Origin of the sequence: Janthinobacterium sp. LPB2021202312-11-4, from assembly GCF_037049705.1 — a bacterium.
Taxonomy (GTDB): domain Bacteria; phylum Pseudomonadota; class Gammaproteobacteria; order Pseudomonadales; family Pseudomonadaceae; genus Aquipseudomonas.
Map to the genome: position 1 here is coordinate 13,280 of NZ_JBAGKV010000048.1, position 16,318 is coordinate 29,597.

Genomic DNA, 16,318 nt, shown 5'->3' on the forward strand with positions numbered 1-16,318 from the left:
TCAGCGGTGCTTTCGGTTTAACGATATTCAGCAAAAACACCGGCCAGCGGTGCAGTCGACTCTCGCAAGACAATACTGGGGGTCACGATCCGTTGATCGGTGGCCAAATCCGGTGTGGCAATCCTACGCAACAGCACCTCGGCAGCCATCTCACCGAGCTGCAGAATCGACTGCCCCACGGTGGTCAGCGCCGGGAAGACATAACGGCTCATCTGAATATCGTCGAAGCCGATCACCGACAGCTCGGTGGGCACTCGAATATTGCGCTCGGCGGCTGCTCGCAGCACACCAATGCCAATCATGTCGTTACCGGCAAAAATCGCGCTGGGCGGGTTCTTTTCCAGCAGGATCGCGGCGGCACTGTAACCGCCGGTGCTGGTGAAGTCGCTTTCCAGCATGCGTTCACGGGGCACTTCGACGCCCGCCTCTTTCAACGCTCGGCAGTAACCGGCCAGACGCATTTGCGCCACGCTGGTCCCCGCCGGCCCGCCAATGCTGGCGATGTCCCGATGGCCCAATTCCAGCAAATGCCGGGTTGCCAGATAAGCGCCGTATTCGTGATCGATGCGCACCAGATCGGCATTCACGCCTTCCAGGCCTCGGTCGACAATCACCATTGGCGTACGCACGCCGGCCAGGCCTTCGGCAAGCCCGGCATCGCCGCCGGCCGAGGCGACAATCAAGCCGTCAATGCGTTTTTCCAGCAACACCCTTAGATAGCTGCGCTGCTTGTCCGGGTTGTCGTCGGAGTTGCAGAGGATCACGCAGTAGCCGTTACGCTCGCAGTAATCCTCGATGCCCCGGGCCAGTTCGGCGAAGTACGGGTTGAGGCTGTTGGGCACCAGCAAACCGATGGTCGCTGTGGTTTTCGCTTTCAACGAACGGGCGACAGCGCTAGGTACATAGTCGAGGCGCTTGATGGCCGCCTCGACCTTAACCCGCACTTCTTCACTGACCGGCCGCGTCTTGTTCACCACGTGGGACACCGTGGTGTAGGAAATTCCTGCAAGTGCCGCCACATCCTTGATCGTTGCCATGAATCAGGTCCGCCGGCTTGCGCGCTGACTGCGATAAGTATCCAGCACCACCGCCACCACGATAACCGCGCCGGTAATGATGCGTTTGGTCGGCTCAGTCGCACCGATCTGCGCCAGACCGGCCGCCAATACGGAAATGATCAACACTCCGAAGAACGTACTGATGACCGAACCACGGCCACCCATCAGGCTGGTGCCACCGATCACCACGGCGGCGATCACTTGCAGTTCCAGGCCGGAACCGGCGTTCGGGTCCGCTGCTTCCAGACGGGAAATCTGAAACAACGCCGCAATGCCGGCCAGCAAGCCCATCAGGCTGAACACCAGAATTTTGTAGGGTTTTGGATTGATCCCGGCCAGGCGCACGGCCTCTTCGTTGGTGCCGATGCCGATCAGGTAACGACCGAACACCGTACGCGTCAACACGGCCTGGGCGACGATGATGATCACGAAGGCAATGATGAACGAAGGCGAGATGCCGAAGGCAATCGGGTTGGACAGCCAGGCGAAGGCGTCACCGATATAGGCCGTGCGCGAACCGGTCATCTGATAGGCCACACCCCGCGCCATTTCCAGCACGCCAAGGGACACGATGAACGATGGAATCCGCCAGGCCACGGTGATCGAACCGGTGATGGTCCCGGCCAGTGCCGCCACGGCCATACCCAATAATGCCGCTGGCAAAACACCCCAGCCCCAGCCGAGAATCGCCACGCTGACCGTTGAGGCCGCCAAGGCCAACACCGAGCCCACCGACAGGTCGATGCCACCGATGATCAGCACGAAGGTCATGCCAACCGCCAGCACCATCAAGTCGGGGATCTGGTTGGCCAGGGTACTGAAGGTGTCATACGACAGAAAATGGCTGCTCAGCACCGAGAACAGCGCGACCATCGCCAGCAAGGCACCGGCCAGGCCCAGATAGGTGCCGAGGCCGTAAAAATTGCCACTACGTTTACCGGCAGACGTTGCAGTTTTCATGGAAGATCCCTAGGCGCTGCTTCGTTGAGCAACGCATCACGTTTTTGGTAGCCGGCAAAAGCGGCGGCAAGCAAGTCATCCTGGGTCCAGCTATCGCGCTCGAACGTGTCGATCAGACGCCCCGCCGACAGCACGCCGATCCGGTCGCAGATCAGCATCAGTTCACGCAAGTCACTGGACACCACCACCAGCGCCTTGCCCTGGCGAGTCAACTCGCCGAGCAGTGCATAGATGTCGAACTTGGCGCCGACGTCGATACCTCGGGTTGGCTCGTCAAACAACATCACCGAACAATCGCGTTCCAGCCAACGGCCGATCACGACTTTCTGTTGATTGCCGCCGGACAATTCCGACACCAGTTGCGTCGGGCTGGAACTGCGGATGCGCATCGCGTCGATCTGACGCTTGGCCAGCGCCATCTCGTCACCGTTATTGACGAGGCCCGCGCTGGAAATCACCGGCATGTTGCCCAAGGCAATGTTGGCGCTGATTGATTGGGTCAACAGCAGGCCTTCGCCCTTGCGATCCTCGGTGATCAGGGCGATGCCATGACCCACCGCGTCAGCCGGCGAACGAATGCTCACGACCTTGGCCGGCGAACCCAGCGCGACCGTGCCGCTGTCGGCAATGTCGGCACCGAAGATCAGGCGCAGCAACTCGGTACGCCCTGCCCCGATCAGCCCGGAAATCCCGTAGATCTCACCGGCTCGCACTTCGAACGACACGTCGCGAACCTTGTCGGAACGGGTCAGCCCTTTAACCGTCAAGGCCGGTGCGCCGATGTTGCGCGGGCCCATGTCCATGTGTTCGCCCAGCTCGCGACCAACCATCAGCGTGACCAGTTGCTCGCTGTTGTAATTGGCCATCGGCTCGACGCAGACCAGGTTGCCATCGCGCAGCACAGCAATGCGCTGGGCCACCCGCGCCAGTTCTTCGAGGCGATGGGAAATGTAGATGATCGACACGCCACGGGCTTGCAGACGCGTGATCTGCTCAAACAGCATCTCGACTTCACGGGCCGTCAGCATCGCGGTCGGTTCGTCGAGGATCAGCACATGGCAGTCGCCGATCAGGTTGCGGGCGATCTCGACCATTTGCTGGTGACCGATGCCCAACTCGCCGACCAGGGTGTCCGGGTCGATGGCGTCGAGTCCGACCTGGGCCATGGCTTCGATCGCCGCTTTACGCAATTGCTTGCGACTGATCCAGCCACCGTTGCTCGGCAGATTGTCGAGAAACAGGTTTTCCGCCACCGACAGCGTGGGCAACAGATTGAGTTCTTGCATGACCATGCGGATACCCAGGTCTTCGGCCTGGGTCCGGCTGCTGGGGCGGTAATCCTGCCCCTGGAATTGCATCTGGCCGGTGGTCGGCGTGACCAGACCGCCGATGATCTTCGACAGGGTGCTTTTGCCGGCGCCGTTCTCGCCGGTCAGCGCGAGCACTTCGCCGCGCATCAGCGTCAGGTCGATGCCGGTCAGGACCGGTTGGGCATAAGTCTTACCGATACCGCTGACCGAGAGGACAGCGTTCGGGGCGGAAACTGACATAAAAAACTCTCCATGCGCTCGCCCGGACGGGCGAGCACCGTTGTGTCGCCAGAAGGACTACTTGGTAACCAGCTCGACAGGAGTTTCGATCACGCCGTTGGTACCGCTGTCGACTTTTTCGCCCTTGACGATTTTCAGCGCAGTCTCGATGCCGAACACGGCCTGCTTGGCGGCAAACTGGTCGGCGGTGGCCAGCACACGACCATCCTTGAGCATCGGCTTGATGGCATTGATGTTGTCGTAACCGACCACTTGCACTTTGCCAGCCTTGCCTGCAGCGCGAACGGCGGAAACGGCACCGACGGCCATGCTGTCGTTACCGGCCAGCAGGGCTTTGACGTCCGGGTACTCACTCAGGATCGATGCAGCAACCTTGTTGCCTTTGTCGATTTCCCAGTCGCCGGATTGCAGGGAAACAACCTTGATCTGCGCCGCTTCCATCGCATCCTTGAAGCCTGCGGTGCGAGCCTGGGCGTTGGTGGTGGTGGACACGCCTTCGATGATGCCGACTTCGTCACCGGCCTTCAGTTGCTTGGCCAGGTACTCACCCACCAGACGCGCGCCTTTGCGGTTGTCCGGGCCCACGAACGGTACGGTGATGTTCTTGCTTTTGACCACGGCCGGGTCGAGCTGGTTGTCGATGTTGATCACGGTAATACCGGCATCGATGGCTTTCTTGATCACCGGCACCATGGCTTTGGAGTCAGCCGGCGCGATAACCAGGGCATTGACCTTGGCGAGGATCATTTGCTCGACGATGCGGGTTTGGCCAGCGGTGTCCGTTTCGTCCTTGATGCCGTTGGAGATCAGGTCGAAATCGGCGGAATGGTCTTTCTGATAGGCCTTGGCGCCGTCTTCCATGGTCAGGAAGAATTCGTTGGCCAGGGATTTCATGACCAGCGCGACTTTAGGTTTTTCAGTGTCGGCGAAAGCCGAAGAGAGGGGCAAAGCGGCGGATGCGGCAGCCAGCATAGCGACAGCGAGAAGACGTCCAGCGAATGGCAGCTTCATGGGTTCACTCCGATCTTATGATTATTGTGAGCAACGCTTGCGCTGGCGCAGGCTTCGTGGCGTTCGTCGATGGATAGGCCATCGGCAATGCCGCGCAAACGTTTGCGTAGACCGAACTATGCGAACCCTGCCGGGATTTGTCAACGAGCAGAATCGACCATTTTTTTGAACTGGCCGGTAAAAGCCTTGCGTTTATATCACGCCGTGGTGTCCACCACTGACCCGCTACCGGAGCCCTTGGTCAATTCCTTGATCAGGGCGGCGGCCACTTCCAGCAACGCGCCATTGGTTTCGGCTATCTGCCCCTGAATCGCCATGACGGCGGTGGCCTTGGCTTCCGGTGTCGGATAGGACGCCGCCTGGGCTGCGGCCATTTGTTGCTGTTGCTCGCGCAATTGCTGCTGCAACTCTTGCATCCGCTTGAGCAGCGCTTTCACCGCAACGCTTTGGTTATCGGGCGCTTCGGTTTGCGTATCCGAGCTTTTGTCCAGACCCACAGGGCCCGTCTTGACTACCTTGCCATCGTCTTTTTTCGTACCCAGCGCCTTGTCCGCAGCCTCCGCCGTGGCGTCGCTCAACGCCCGGATCGTTGCCGCGGACTTGCCCCCGATAGTGACGCCGGCGGCATTGGGAAGACCAACTGATAACGACATGTGAACTCCTGAAAGAAAAATCCTTTCATGGGTCATCGACCTGCCCCCGGGTTTCTTTAGCACGGTTTTGCCATCCGGCAAGGCGACTAACTCGACAGAGCCCGTAGTCCTTTTCGGAGAGCCGAACGCGAACACTCCACATATTCGGAAACCCGGACAACAGAACGTTTAATCACGCCAACGCAATAAGAAAATATTTATAAAAATCATCAAGTTAAAAGTTTTTCTCATTCAAAGTCGGGCTGGTACAAATCCTGCTCCCTCTCCTGCACCCCAGGCGTTCAGATCTGCCGGGGGCGTATCTAGATGAACCTGCATCAGCACCGTCACTACTAGAGAGAAAATAATGAAATCTGCTTTCAACACTTTTATTCCGGGCGCTTTGGCCCTCCTGCTGCTCCTGCCAACCGCCCTTCAGGCGAAAGAAGTCCAGACCCAACAGAAACTGGCGAACGTGGTGATCCTGGCCACCGGCGGCACCATTGCCGGCGCCGGTGCCAGCGCCGCCAACAGCGCCACTTATCAAGCGGCCAAGGTCGGTATCGAACAACTGATCGCCGGCGTTCCGGAACTCAGCCAACTGGCTAACGTGCGTGGCGAACAGGTCATGCAGATCGCCTCCGAAAGCATCACCAACGACAACCTGCTGCAACTGGGTCGTCGTGTGGCGGAACTGGCCGACAGCAAAGACGTCGATGGCATCGTCATCACCCACGGCACCGACACCCTGGAAGAAACCGCCTACTTCCTGAACCTGGTGGAAAAAACCGACAAGCCAATCATCGTGGTCGGCTCCATGCGTCCGGGCACCGCGATGTCGGCGGACGGCATGCTCAACCTGTACAACGCCGTGGCCGTGGCCAGCAGCAAAGAGGCACGGGGCAAAGGCGTGCTGGTGACCATGAACGATGAAATCCAGTCCGGTCGCGACGTCAGCAAAATGATTAACATCAAGACCGAGGCCTTCAAAAGTGCCTGGGGTCCGCTGGGCATGGTCGTTGAAGGCAAATCCTACTGGTTCCGTCTGCCGGCCAAGCGCCACACCATGGACTCGGAATTCGATATCAAAACCATCAAGAGCCTGCCTGACGTAGAAATCGCCTACTCCTACGGCAACGTCAGCGACACCGCCTACAAAGCCCTGGCGCAATCGGGTGCCAAAGCGATCATCCACGCCGGCACCGGCAACGGTTCGGTGTCCGCGCGCGTCGTGCCAACCCTGCAAGCCCTGCGCAAGGACGGCGTGCAGATCATTCGCTCGTCCCACGTCAATGCCGGCGGTTTTGTCCTGCGCAACGCCGAACAGCCTGACGACAAGTACGACTGGGTGGTGGCGCATGACCTGAACCCACAGAAAGCACGCATCCTGGCCATGGTCGCGCTGACCAAGACCAACGACAGCAAAGAGCTGCAACGGATGTTCTGGGAATACTGATCGGCCCTCGCCCGACCGGCTCCGGTCGGGCACCGCTTACTCCACTCGCCGTTTTGGCGGGTGGTTCTCGTCCTACAAAATAATCCCGACCGTCTTACACCAAACGGAAAAAACCGCTGTCAGAGGATTTTCTTGAATTTTAAGCAGTTGCGAAAATGCTTACAGTTAAATACTGTATGCACGTACAGCTTAATAAGGATAATCCCGTGGTCACCACCTCTGCATCTCCTGACGCCTATCAACGCATGGGCATTCGCGTCCAGAAAATCATCAACTCCCAAAGCGCCCAAAAATCCAAAGCCGCCTTGATCTTCCGCCTGCCCGATGAGCCGGTGGATGAGTGGGAACAGTTGCTCGAAGAAATCGACGAAAACGATAACGTCACCCTCGCCTATCGCGACGATGGCGGCGTACAGATTTTCTGGGTTGTGCCGAAGGAAGATTGAGTCAATGAGTGTCCGCTGTTTTGCGTTACTGTTTCTGTTCATCGCCATGGGCGCCCAGGCGGGCGCGCCTCGTACCTTCAACGAAGCCAAGAAAGTCGCCTGGAAGCTCTACGCACCGCAGTCCACCGAGTTTTATTGCGGCTGCAAATACACCGGCAACAAGGTCGACCTCGCCGCCTGTGGTTATGTGCCGCGCAAAAGCGCCAAGCGCGCCTCGCGCATCGAGTGGGAACACATCGTGCCGGCCTGGCAGATCGGGCATCAGCGCCAATGCTGGCAGTCTGGCGGACGCAAGAACTGCACCCGTTACGATCCGACTTATCAGAAAGCCGAGGCCGACCTGCACAACCTGGTGCCGAGCATTGGTGAAGTGAATGGCGACCGCAGCAATTTCAGTTTTGGCTGGCTCCCAGTGCAATCGGGGCAATACGGTTCGTGCCTGACCCAAGTCGATTTCAAGGCGAAGAAGGTCATGCCCCGCCCTTCGATTCGCGGCATGATCGCCCGGACGTATTTCTACATGAGCAAGCAATATGGCTTGAAGCTGTCCAAACAGGATCGCCAGCTCTACGAGGCCTGGAACAAGACCTACCCGGTGCAAACCTGGGAGCGCCAGCGCAATCAGAGCGTGGCGTGTGTGATGGGACGCGGCAACGAGTTTGTCGGCCCGGTGGACATGAAAGCCTGCGGTTGATCAAACGCTGAAAACACGAAGGCCTCGGGCATGAAAATCCGAGGCCTTTTTCGTGGCTAACCGCCGACTTTGTTATAGCGCCAGTAACCCATCAGGTTGAGCGACTCCCGAGGAATGCCGCGCTCCTTGATCAGGTACTTGCGCAGGCTCATCACCGCGACCGTTTCCCCGGCGATCCAGCCGTAGAAACCATCACTGCCCGACTCGGCAGTTTCCCAGAGGATCTCTTCGTCAACATCGATTTGCGCCAGTTCCACCGCGACGGATGCGTAAGACGGCAGGCTCGCCCGTCGCACCGCTTCAACCATCAGTGAACCTGCGTCGGCGTGATCCCGAATCAACCATTCCACCGACAACCCCGGCCAGTCAGGCACCGGCAACGCATCGTCCCGGCTGTCGACTTCGAAAAAGGCCTGGGTTACCGGCGGTTCGGCCAGGGCGGCCAGCTCATCCAGAATCCCGAGCGCCGCCGGCAATGCGGTACCGTCCGCGACCAGCAATAGTTGTTTGAGGGTTTGCGGTGGCTTCCACTCAAAACCGCCCGCATCCTGCGCGGAAAAATGACGATCCGGCGCGGTGATCTGGATCGAGGCGCCCGGCGCCGCACGAATCGCCCAGCGGGACGCCGGACCGGTTTCACCGTGCAGTACAAAGTCGATGTCCACTTCGCCCTGTTCGGCGCGCAAATGGCGGATGGTGTAGGTACGCATCGCCGGGCGCTGGGCCAACGGCATTGAACGGTAGCGGGCGTACCAACCATCGTCATGGGCCAGCCTGGCTGGCGACCCGTCTTCTGCCGGGAAGAACAGCTTCACACGTTGGTCCGGCGCCCAGGTGGCCATGTCGGTGACCATCGGCCCGGCCAGGGTGACACGCATCATGTGCGGACTCAGGGTCTGTTTGCGCTTCAACACCGCATCGAAGATTTTGTAAGGATTGGCGGAGGCCATGGGGAGCTCCTTCTGGGAATCGACAGTGACTACGTATCAATACGAGTCACGGTGGATGTCCTTTAGGATTCCCCGCTGAACGGCGCCTGAATCAATGCGCGATTATTGAGCCGCCGGACGCTCGATAATCAGCGATTCGATGTTCATCTTTTTCGCCCTGGTCAGCGCTGCATTCAAATCGGCTTGCCGGGCCTCGGCCTCGGCTTTGGAGCTGAACGGCCCGAGCAGAATCCGGTCCTTGCCGTTTTCCCTGACTACGTTGGAAACGAAGCTATGCTCAATCAGCCACCCGCTCAGGTCGCTGACGGCCTGGGTTGTTTCGCCACGCACCTCAAGATCCCATTGCGGGCCCACTGCCTGAGCAGGTGCCGTAGCCGATGCGGAAACGGGCGCGGATGGGCTCTTTTGAGCGCTCGCCTGCTTGCCCTCACCACATCCCGCCAACGCCAGTACTGCGATTACCAAGGCCATTTTGTGCACAACGTTTCCCTCTGAATGCTGAAAGCGCGGATTTTAACATTCATGAATACTTCCCGAGTGCCGCAAAATGGGCTTAAAACAACGAGAATCATGGATGCGGCCTCTGTATAGTTACGCCTTGGGAATTAATGCAGCATCTGCGCGTCAGAAAGAGGCACCCAAACCGTGAGACTTCGCACTAATCTATAACTACACCGACCTCTGCACTGTCTGAATCAGGTGCCCTACAAAGCAATCAAGGAGAAGACCATGCTGATACTCACCCGCAAAGTCGGTGAAAGCATAAACATCGGTGATGACATCACTATCACCATCCTGGGCGTTAGCGGCCAGCAAGTCAGGATCGGCATCAATGCTCCAAAGGACGTTGCCGTGCATCGCGAAGAGATCTATCAGCGTATTCAGGCCGGCCTGACCGCCCCAGACAAGCCACAAACTCCCTGAATCCTGTTGCAGTCAGTAGCCAGCCCGTTCGCTTCACTGCAATGGCTGGCTAAAGATTCATGCTCGGCATTCGCTGAGCACTCGCCTCCTCCCCTCCCTGATCCATGAAGCCGATACTACCGGCCTCGGCCACGCCGTGGCTGTCAGACTATTCGCTTTAATCCCGACGAATCATGCCGTTGTCAGCCGAAGGTCACCCCGCGCGCCATGCCGGTGGCCGCGATCACCATCAACATCAACAACAGCGCTTCGATATGGCTGATTCGTGCAAACAGCTTCGCCCGGCCTTGCTCAATTGAAGCGCCCTTGCCCAACGCGATCCGCCACTTGATCAAGGTGATCATCGGCGCCAGCTCCAGCAGCAGGATGATCACGAACAGCGTCATCTTGAGGTGGAACAGTGGCTGGTGAAGGTAATAGTCGGTGCCTTTTTCGTACCCGCCGAAGGCCCGCATCAGACCGGTGATCAGCAAAATCCCCGCACAAATACCCCACACGTTATCGGCGACCAGCACACTACGAACCGGCACCGTACCCGCTGCCAGACGGTTGAACGCCGTTCCCCGAGTGAGCACAGCCCAAAGGCCCAAGGCCATAGCCAAGAGATGGATCGCCGCAAGAAACCAGTGAGACAGCATAGGAATGCTCCTGACAAAGGAATGGAAACGCGATTGTCAGTAGTAGTCCAAAACCTGCCGATCTGCCGGTCGGGTGCCAACAGGTCGCGGACAATTTTTCGAAGCGTGACGGGCGTCAAATAAGCCAGAATGGCGCCTGCCAAGGAAGGAACACATGAACCAATCAACACTGCCCACGCTTGTGCTGCTGCCGGGAATGGATGGAACAGGCGAACTGTTCACGCCTTTCATCTCAGCGCTCGGCAACGGGTGCGACACCATTATCGTGACTTACCCCAGCGATCTCCCGTTGAGTTATGCGGAACTGGAAACCCTCGCCCGACAGTCCCTGCCCACCGACCGACCGTTCGTATTACTCGGCGAATCCTTCTCGGGCCCAATCGCCCTCGCCCTGACATCCTTGGGTTTGCCGCAACAGGTCGGCCTGGTGCTTTGTTGCACCTTTGCCAACAATCCGCGCCCGTTATTCCGCCGCTTGAGCTTTCTGGTCAACCTCTTGCCATTAGGCCTCGTGCCCGCCGGATGGCTCAGCCCATGGCTGCTCGGTCGATTTTCTACCGCCGTATTACGAACATCGCTGACTCGAGCAATCAACCAGGTCAGCCCTTCGGTGATGCGCGCGCGACTTCGGTCGGTGCTCAATGTTGATGTATCGGCGCAGCTCGCCCAAATCAATCTGCCGACGGTTTACCTGCGTGCCACCGATGATCGCGTGGTGCCAAACGCAGCGTCGATGCGGATCACCCTGTTGAACCCGCAGGTACAGATGACCGACATAAAAGCCCCGCACTGTCTGCTCCAGGCCGCACCCGATGAAGCCGCCCGCCGCGTCCTTGAGTTTTTACGAGCCACCAACACCCCATAACGCATTACAACTTTGTCATGGAGTTGTCAGCCTGGACCGCACCTTCGATTCGTAAGGTGGCGTCGTCAGTCACCCAGCCTGGGTGACTCGCCTCCCACTGATGACAAGGGTCGACACCATGAAGCCAATCAACAAACTCTGCCTGATCGCCGCCAGCCTGTTGATGCTCGGCACCGGCACCGCCATGGCCGGCAACATTGCGCCGGTGAAAGCCAACAACGTCGTGCTGGTGCACGGTTCCTGGGCCGATGGTTCGAGTTGGTCCGACGTCATTACCCGGTTGCAGGCTGCCGGGTTGCACGTCACGGCGGTGCAAAACCCACTGACCTCCGTCGCCAACGACGTGGCCGCCACCCAACGCGTCCTCGATCAACAAAACGGTCCTACCGTGCTGGTCGGCCATTCCTACGCCGGTACCGTGGTCAGCGAAGCCGGGGTTGATCCGAAGGTCAGCGCCCTGGTCTACGTTGCCGCCCGGGCCCCGGATGCCGGCGAAGATTTCGTCGCACTGTCCGGCAAATACCCGACCATGCCAGTACGCGCCGGCACCGAGGAACACGACGGTTACGTCACGCTGAAGCAGGACGCCTTCCTCAAATACTTCGCCGGCGATGTCCCCCACGACAAAGCCCTGGCCCTGTTCGCCGTACAGCAACCGATCGCCAAAACCCTGTTCGGCGAACGCACCACCGCCGCTGCCTGGCACACCAAGCCATCGTGGTACGCGGTCTCCAGCCTCGACCAGACCATCAACCCGGACCTGGAACGCTTCCTCGCCAAACGCATGGGCGCGACCACCATCGAGCTGCCGTCGAGCCACTTGTCGCTGGTCTCGCACTCGAAAGAAATCGCCGACCTGATCCTCGAAGCCTCCGGCCGCCAGCCGTAATCCCCCCGCCGATTTTCATTACAACTTTGTCATTCAACTGTTGGTCGGCTGTCCGGATCACCTCAGTAACCTGAGCTCACTGCCCAGCCAACTGGCAGCCACCGATTCAAACTTTAGAGAGAGACACCCCATGAAAATGCTAATCCTCGGTTTCGCCGCCCTCCTCGCCACCGGTTCGGCATTTGCCGACACCCAGCCACAGGGCCCGGTGATTCATGACAAAACCGGTTTCTTCGTGCACATGGACGTCGCTAAAGTCCTGTCCAGCACTGACATCTCGCAACAGTGCGGCATCATTCCCGCGCGGCTCGATTACCTCGACCACCAGGGCCAGGAGCACGTGCTGGATTACCAGGTCGAAGGCTCCGGTTGCACCAGTGACAATTGATTGTGCGTCGCCTTCAACGTGTGGCCCGCGTCAGGCGCAGATGATCGGGCTACACTGGCTCACGGCCTCCACGGCGCAATGATTTTTTACGGAAACCGCCCATGAACATCCTTGTCGTTGAAGATGAGCCCAAGGCAGGCAACTACCTGCTCAACGGCCTGCAGGAACTCGGTTACTCGGTCAGCCTGGCGCGCAATGGCGTGGACGGCTTGCACCTGGCCCTGGAAACCTCGTTCGACGTCATCGTGCTCGACGTGATGATGCCGAAAATGGACGGCTGGGAAGTGCTGCGGCGCCTGCGCAAGGAAGCCGATACGCCGGTGCTGTTCCTCAGCGCCCGGGACGACATCGCCGACCGCATCAAAGGCCTCGAATTGGGCGCCGACGATTACCTGATCAAGCCGTTCTCCTTCGCCGAACTGGTGGCGCGCCTGCGCACCCTGACCCGTCGCGGTCCGTCCCGGGAAGAAGAACAGCTGCAAGTGGCCGACCTGCAAATCGATGTGCTCAAACGCCGTGTCACCCGCGCCGGCGTGCGGATTACCCTGACCAACAAAGAATTCGCCTTGCTGCACCTGTTCGCCACGCATCAGGACCAAGTGCTGTCGCGCTCGCTGATTGCCTCGCGGGTGTGGGACATGAATTTCGACAGCGACACCAATGTGGTGGACGTCGCCGTGCGCCGCTTGCGCCTTAAAGTCGACGACCCGTTCCAGCTCAAGTTGATCCACAGCGTGCGTGGCATCGGCTACCGCTTTGATACGCAGCCATGACTCGTCGCGCGCACTCCCTGACCCTGCGCCTGGCGTTGCTGTTTGCCTTGCTGGCGTTTGCCTCCGTGATCACCCTGGGCGTGTGTTTGTACCGCGAACTGGAGCGCGAGTTGATCCGCCGGGACGATGCCGCGCTGGTCACCCGCGTCGATCAACTGCGCACCTTCCTCAATGACAGCAACACCCTGGACCTGATCAAGAGCAAACCGGCGCTGTTCCAGAACATGCTCGGCAACCGGGAGTCGGTGCTGATGATTGGCACCGCCGGAAAAAAACCGCTGCTGGTGGTCAACCCCGGCAACCTCGACTTGCCGAACCTGGCGCCGGTGACCATGGACCATCCGCTGGTCCTGGCCGACGTACAGCACTTCTCCGGAGTGGATGGCGTGCCGTTCGCGGCGCTGGCGGCGACCATCGACTCGGGCGATCTCGGCAGCCTGCAAGTGGTGGCCGGCCGACTGATGACCGAGCGCACCAGCGTACTGGCCAACTACCGGTTACGCGTTTACTTCCTCGCCGGCGTCGCCGCGCTGTTGCTCGCGCTCTGCGGCTATTTGCTGCTTTATCGCGGGTTGCTGCCCTTGCGGCACCTGGCCAAACACGCCCACGGCATCGGCGTCGGCAACCTCACCGAACGCCTCGACAGCCAAGGCGCGCCGCTGGAAGTGCTGCCGATGATCGACGCCTTCAACGGCGTACTCGACCGCCTCGCCAAAGGCTTCGTCCAACTCGGCCAAGTCTCCACCGACATGGCCCACGAACTGCGCACCCCGATCAACAACCTGCTCGGCGAAACCCAAGTCGCCCTCCAGCAAAGCCGTAGCGTCGAAGCCTACCAACAACTGCTCGCCTCCAACGTCGAAGAACTCGAACGCTTGGCGCGCATGCTCGACAACATGCTGTTCCTGGCCCGCACCGACCCGGCCAGCGCCCTGCGCCAACGCCAGGAACTGGACGCGGCGGATGAGATGGAACGGATGGCGGATTACTTTGAAGGATTGGCGGCGGATGCCGGGATCAGCATCAATGCTCATGGGAGTGGTGTGATCTGGGCGGAACCGATGTTGTTGCGCCGGGCGCTGGCCAATTTGTGTTCGAACGCTATCAAATATGGCGCGCCGGATTCGGAATTGGTGGTGAGTGCGACGCCCTCTTCCGAAGGGATCAGCCTGCGGGTCAGCAACCACGGCGCGACCATTGCGCCGGAGCATCTGCCCAAACTGTTTGACCGGTTTTATCGGGTGGATGAGTCCCGGGAGCGGTCGGCGCAATCGAATGGCTTGGGGTTGTCGATTGTGGCGACGATTATGCAGTTGCACAGCGGAAGGTACGGCGTCACCAGTGAGAATGGGGTGACGTGTTTTGAATTGTTCTTTCCGGGGCGGGTTCTGGAGGGGCGCTGAAAACAGTTGTAACGAGGGGCAATCCCCCTCGTTACAGCGCCTGGCGACTACCCAGGCTTGTGGTTATCCAGTACCCGATTGACCGCTAACTCACCCATCGTAATCACCCGTTGCAGCATCAGCATCATGCCGCGTTGCGGGCCGTCCATTGAGCCAGCGATCTCGCTCGCCATGACACTGGCCGACGCCAGCGACTCATAGGTATGGACGAGCAACGTTTCGTCATCCACCGCTGGGTCGATGGTGAAGATGCTGTCGGATTTGCGGGGCGGTATCGGCTCTTTCAATGCCCCGGGGTTGAGGTAGAAATTGAGCGCGCGGTCGGCTGCCGCTTTTAGTTTCTTGGGGTCAAGATCAAGAGAGGCGTCGTAGGGTACTGGATTGGTGTGTGGGGGATTCGGCGTTACCTTGAACATAAACTAGGTCCTCAAATGAGGCCGCAACTCTTTAGCTACTAAACATAAGGGTGGCGGCTGTTTGCAGGTTAGTAGACCGGGGACCTAGCAATCCGGCGCGCCCGAGAGCGCCCTGCGCACAGCCACCATCAAGTACAGGCAATGAACGCCTGATTGATAGGTGCATATGCACCTGCTAGGAAACCGAGCTACTAAACCCGACCACTGATGAGCAGTGGCAGGTAAACGATAGAGCCCAGGTCCAACAGGCACAAGCCGGCGGATTCTGGCGCACGTGTAGGTAATGGCGCAAGGTTTTGTAGCCTTTAGGACGTAACACTGAGTGTCGTTAAACACGCCATTAAACACGCCTCAAAAAACCAATAAAGCGTCAGAAGGTTTGTGCTGAGGGTCGCGAAAGGTGCAGTACTTCCGCGCCTTTGATGCTTGGTTTCATATAGCCGATCCACCGCCTACAGCGTCCGATCCTGTGCACCGCCAACCGTCAACTTAAGATCTGTAACAATTGTTGACCAAGACTTCTACTTAGTAGGACTATCCGCAGGCGAATTTACACGGACGGTTAAATTTGATGCGTTCTTCACCCATGGACGGGCCTTCACCCTGCGAATGCGCGCTCCACACCACGCCTCTCCCCAAACCGCCCAACATTTCATATTGCTTGCATGGATAGCTTGCTGCCAGCGCCCATTTGAACCTCGAAAAGGACTTCCCATGAGTGGCAAACCTGCTGCCCGATTAACAGATCCCACCAACTGCCCACTTCCGGGACACGGAACAAATCCAATTGCCAGCGGTTCCCCCAACGTAAACTTCGATGGCCTCGCCGCCGCCCGCATGACCGACAAATCCGCCTGCGGCAGCCCCATCACCGGCGGCGTCAGCTCAACGGTTTTCATCAACGGGCTGAACGCGGCAACGCTAGACAGCACCGGCGCCCACGGTAACGTGGTCATCGGCGGGTCAGGCACAGTCATCATCGGCGACTCGGTGGTCACAGCTCCGTTTAGTGGGCTGATGCCAATGCCTGTTTACTTCAGCGACAAGTTTCAACTGGTCGACGAAGACTCCGGCGAACCCATGCCCGATCACGTCTACGCCATCCGGCGCGCCGACGGCAGCGTCGAACATGGCGTCAGCGATGCGATGGGCTATACCCATGCGGTGAATTCGCACTTACCGGAAAGCGTCACATTGTTTTTTGAAGACTAAAGCATGTCCGAAAACATGAATATCCATTTGGACGAACACCATGACTGACCTAG

19 protein-coding genes are annotated in these 16,318 nt (G+C 59.1%); 10 read left to right on the forward strand and 9 right to left on the reverse strand.

Annotation, left to right across the window (positions count from 1 at the left end; all coding sequences use genetic code 11):
• Positions 1-17: 17 nt before the first annotated feature.
• The 5 genes from V5E99_RS29460 to V5E99_RS29480 all read right to left on the reverse strand — a co-directional run bounded on the left by V5E99_RS29460 (position 18) and on the right by V5E99_RS29480 (position 5,232).
• The gene (locus tag V5E99_RS29460) at positions 18-1,037 is read right to left on the reverse strand and encodes a LacI family DNA-binding transcriptional regulator (protein WP_499805969.1); all 1,020 of its coding nucleotides are present in this window, start codon (positions 1,035-1,037) and stop codon (positions 18-20) included.
• A 3-nt stretch (positions 1,038-1,040) separates the two neighbouring features.
• On the reverse strand, positions 1,041-2,018 hold the full coding sequence (locus tag V5E99_RS29465) for an ABC transporter permease (RefSeq protein WP_499805971.1): 978 nt from the start codon (positions 2,016-2,018) through the stop codon (positions 1,041-1,043).
• Entirely contained in the window at positions 2,015-3,568 is a 1,554-nt protein-coding gene (locus V5E99_RS29470; protein ID WP_499805972.1) for a sugar ABC transporter ATP-binding protein, read from the reverse strand. Before V5E99_RS29470 ends, V5E99_RS29465 begins: the two co-directional genes overlap by 4 nt.
• A 57-nt stretch (positions 3,569-3,625) precedes the next feature.
• Positions 3,626-4,579: a sugar ABC transporter substrate-binding protein gene (locus tag V5E99_RS29475; protein WP_499805973.1), complete on the reverse strand. Its 954-nt coding sequence runs from the start codon at positions 4,577-4,579 to the stop codon at positions 3,626-3,628.
• A 197-nt stretch (positions 4,580-4,776) separates the two neighbouring features.
• The gene (locus V5E99_RS29480; RefSeq protein ID WP_499805974.1) at positions 4,777-5,232 is read right to left on the reverse strand and encodes a hypothetical protein; all 456 of its coding nucleotides are present in this window, start codon (positions 5,230-5,232) and stop codon (positions 4,777-4,779) included.
• 346 nt (positions 5,233-5,578) lie between these two features.
• Between V5E99_RS29480 and V5E99_RS29485 the strand changes: the two genes are divergently transcribed.
• The 3 genes from V5E99_RS29485 to V5E99_RS29495 all read left to right on the forward strand — a co-directional run bounded on the left by V5E99_RS29485 (position 5,579) and on the right by V5E99_RS29495 (position 7,807).
• Positions 5,579-6,667, forward strand: a complete 1,089-nt coding sequence (locus V5E99_RS29485) for an asparaginase (protein ID WP_499805975.1) — start codon at positions 5,579-5,581, stop codon at positions 6,665-6,667.
• Between the two features lie 206 nt (positions 6,668-6,873).
• Positions 6,874-7,113: a DUF1654 domain-containing protein gene (locus V5E99_RS29490; protein WP_499805977.1), complete on the forward strand. Its 240-nt coding sequence runs from the start codon at positions 6,874-6,876 to the stop codon at positions 7,111-7,113.
• 4 nt (positions 7,114-7,117) lie between these two features.
• Positions 7,118-7,807 carry an endonuclease gene (locus tag V5E99_RS29495; protein WP_499805978.1) on the forward strand — a complete coding sequence of 230 codons (690 nt, stop codon included), beginning with the start codon at positions 7,118-7,120 and terminating at the stop codon, positions 7,805-7,807.
• A gap of 56 nt (positions 7,808-7,863) precedes the next feature.
• Here the strand turns inward: V5E99_RS29495 and V5E99_RS29500 are convergent, their stop codons facing one another.
• Both V5E99_RS29500 and V5E99_RS29505 read right to left on the reverse strand, forming a co-directional pair.
• A complete protein-coding gene (locus V5E99_RS29500) occupies positions 7,864-8,757 on the reverse strand; it encodes a siderophore-interacting protein (RefSeq protein WP_499805979.1) in 894 nt (297 codons plus the stop codon).
• Between the two features lie 102 nt (positions 8,758-8,859).
• The gene (locus V5E99_RS29505) at positions 8,860-9,087 is read right to left on the reverse strand and encodes a hypothetical protein (RefSeq protein ID WP_499805981.1); all 228 of its coding nucleotides are present in this window, start codon (positions 9,085-9,087) and stop codon (positions 8,860-8,862) included.
• A gap of 399 nt (positions 9,088-9,486) precedes the next feature.
• Here V5E99_RS29505 and csrA point away from each other — a divergent pair, with 399 nt between their 5' ends.
• The gene (gene csrA / locus V5E99_RS29510; RefSeq protein ID WP_007938114.1) at positions 9,487-9,681 is read left to right on the forward strand and encodes a carbon storage regulator CsrA; all 195 of its coding nucleotides are present in this window, start codon (positions 9,487-9,489) and stop codon (positions 9,679-9,681) included.
• Positions 9,682-9,863: 182 nt separating this feature from the next.
• Here csrA and V5E99_RS29515 read toward each other — a convergent pair whose 3' ends face one another.
• Positions 9,864-10,319 carry a DUF2214 family protein gene (locus V5E99_RS29515; protein ID WP_499805983.1) on the reverse strand — a complete coding sequence of 152 codons (456 nt, stop codon included), beginning with the start codon at positions 10,317-10,319 and terminating at the stop codon, positions 9,864-9,866.
• Between the two features lie 154 nt (positions 10,320-10,473).
• On the opposite strand from V5E99_RS29515, the gene V5E99_RS29520 reads away from it, so the two are divergent.
• The 5 genes from V5E99_RS29520 to V5E99_RS29540 all read left to right on the forward strand — a co-directional run bounded on the left by V5E99_RS29520 (position 10,474) and on the right by V5E99_RS29540 (position 14,637).
• On the forward strand, positions 10,474-11,184 hold the full coding sequence (locus tag V5E99_RS29520) for an alpha/beta fold hydrolase (protein ID WP_499805985.1): 711 nt from the start codon (positions 10,474-10,476) through the stop codon (positions 11,182-11,184).
• A gap of 118 nt (positions 11,185-11,302) precedes the next feature.
• Positions 11,303-12,073: an alpha/beta hydrolase gene (locus tag V5E99_RS29525; protein WP_499805986.1), complete on the forward strand. Its 771-nt coding sequence runs from the start codon at positions 11,303-11,305 to the stop codon at positions 12,071-12,073.
• Positions 12,074-12,203: 130 nt separating this feature from the next.
• The gene (locus V5E99_RS29530) at positions 12,204-12,461 is read left to right on the forward strand and encodes a DUF2790 domain-containing protein (protein WP_499805988.1); all 258 of its coding nucleotides are present in this window, start codon (positions 12,204-12,206) and stop codon (positions 12,459-12,461) included.
• A 101-nt stretch (positions 12,462-12,562) separates the two neighbouring features.
• Positions 12,563-13,234 carry a heavy metal response regulator transcription factor gene (locus V5E99_RS29535; RefSeq protein WP_499805989.1) on the forward strand — a complete coding sequence of 224 codons (672 nt, stop codon included), beginning with the start codon at positions 12,563-12,565 and terminating at the stop codon, positions 13,232-13,234.
• Positions 13,231-14,637, forward strand: coding sequence for a heavy metal sensor histidine kinase (locus V5E99_RS29540; RefSeq protein ID WP_499805991.1), 1,407 nt, complete (start codon positions 13,231-13,233; stop codon positions 14,635-14,637). The genes V5E99_RS29535 and V5E99_RS29540 overlap by 4 nt, the downstream gene beginning before the upstream one ends.
• 47 nt (positions 14,638-14,684) lie before the next feature.
• Here V5E99_RS29540 and V5E99_RS29545 read toward each other — a convergent pair whose 3' ends face one another.
• Entirely contained in the window at positions 14,685-15,053 is a 369-nt protein-coding gene (locus tag V5E99_RS29545; RefSeq protein ID WP_499805993.1) for a DUF6124 family protein, read from the reverse strand.
• A 714-nt stretch (positions 15,054-15,767) separates the two neighbouring features.
• Here V5E99_RS29545 and V5E99_RS29550 point away from each other — a divergent pair.
• Complete coding sequence (locus V5E99_RS29550; RefSeq protein ID WP_499805994.1) at positions 15,768-16,265, forward strand: PAAR domain-containing protein; 498 nt, start codon at positions 15,768-15,770, stop codon at positions 16,263-16,265.
• The last annotated feature ends 53 nt before the right edge of the window (positions 16,266-16,318 follow it).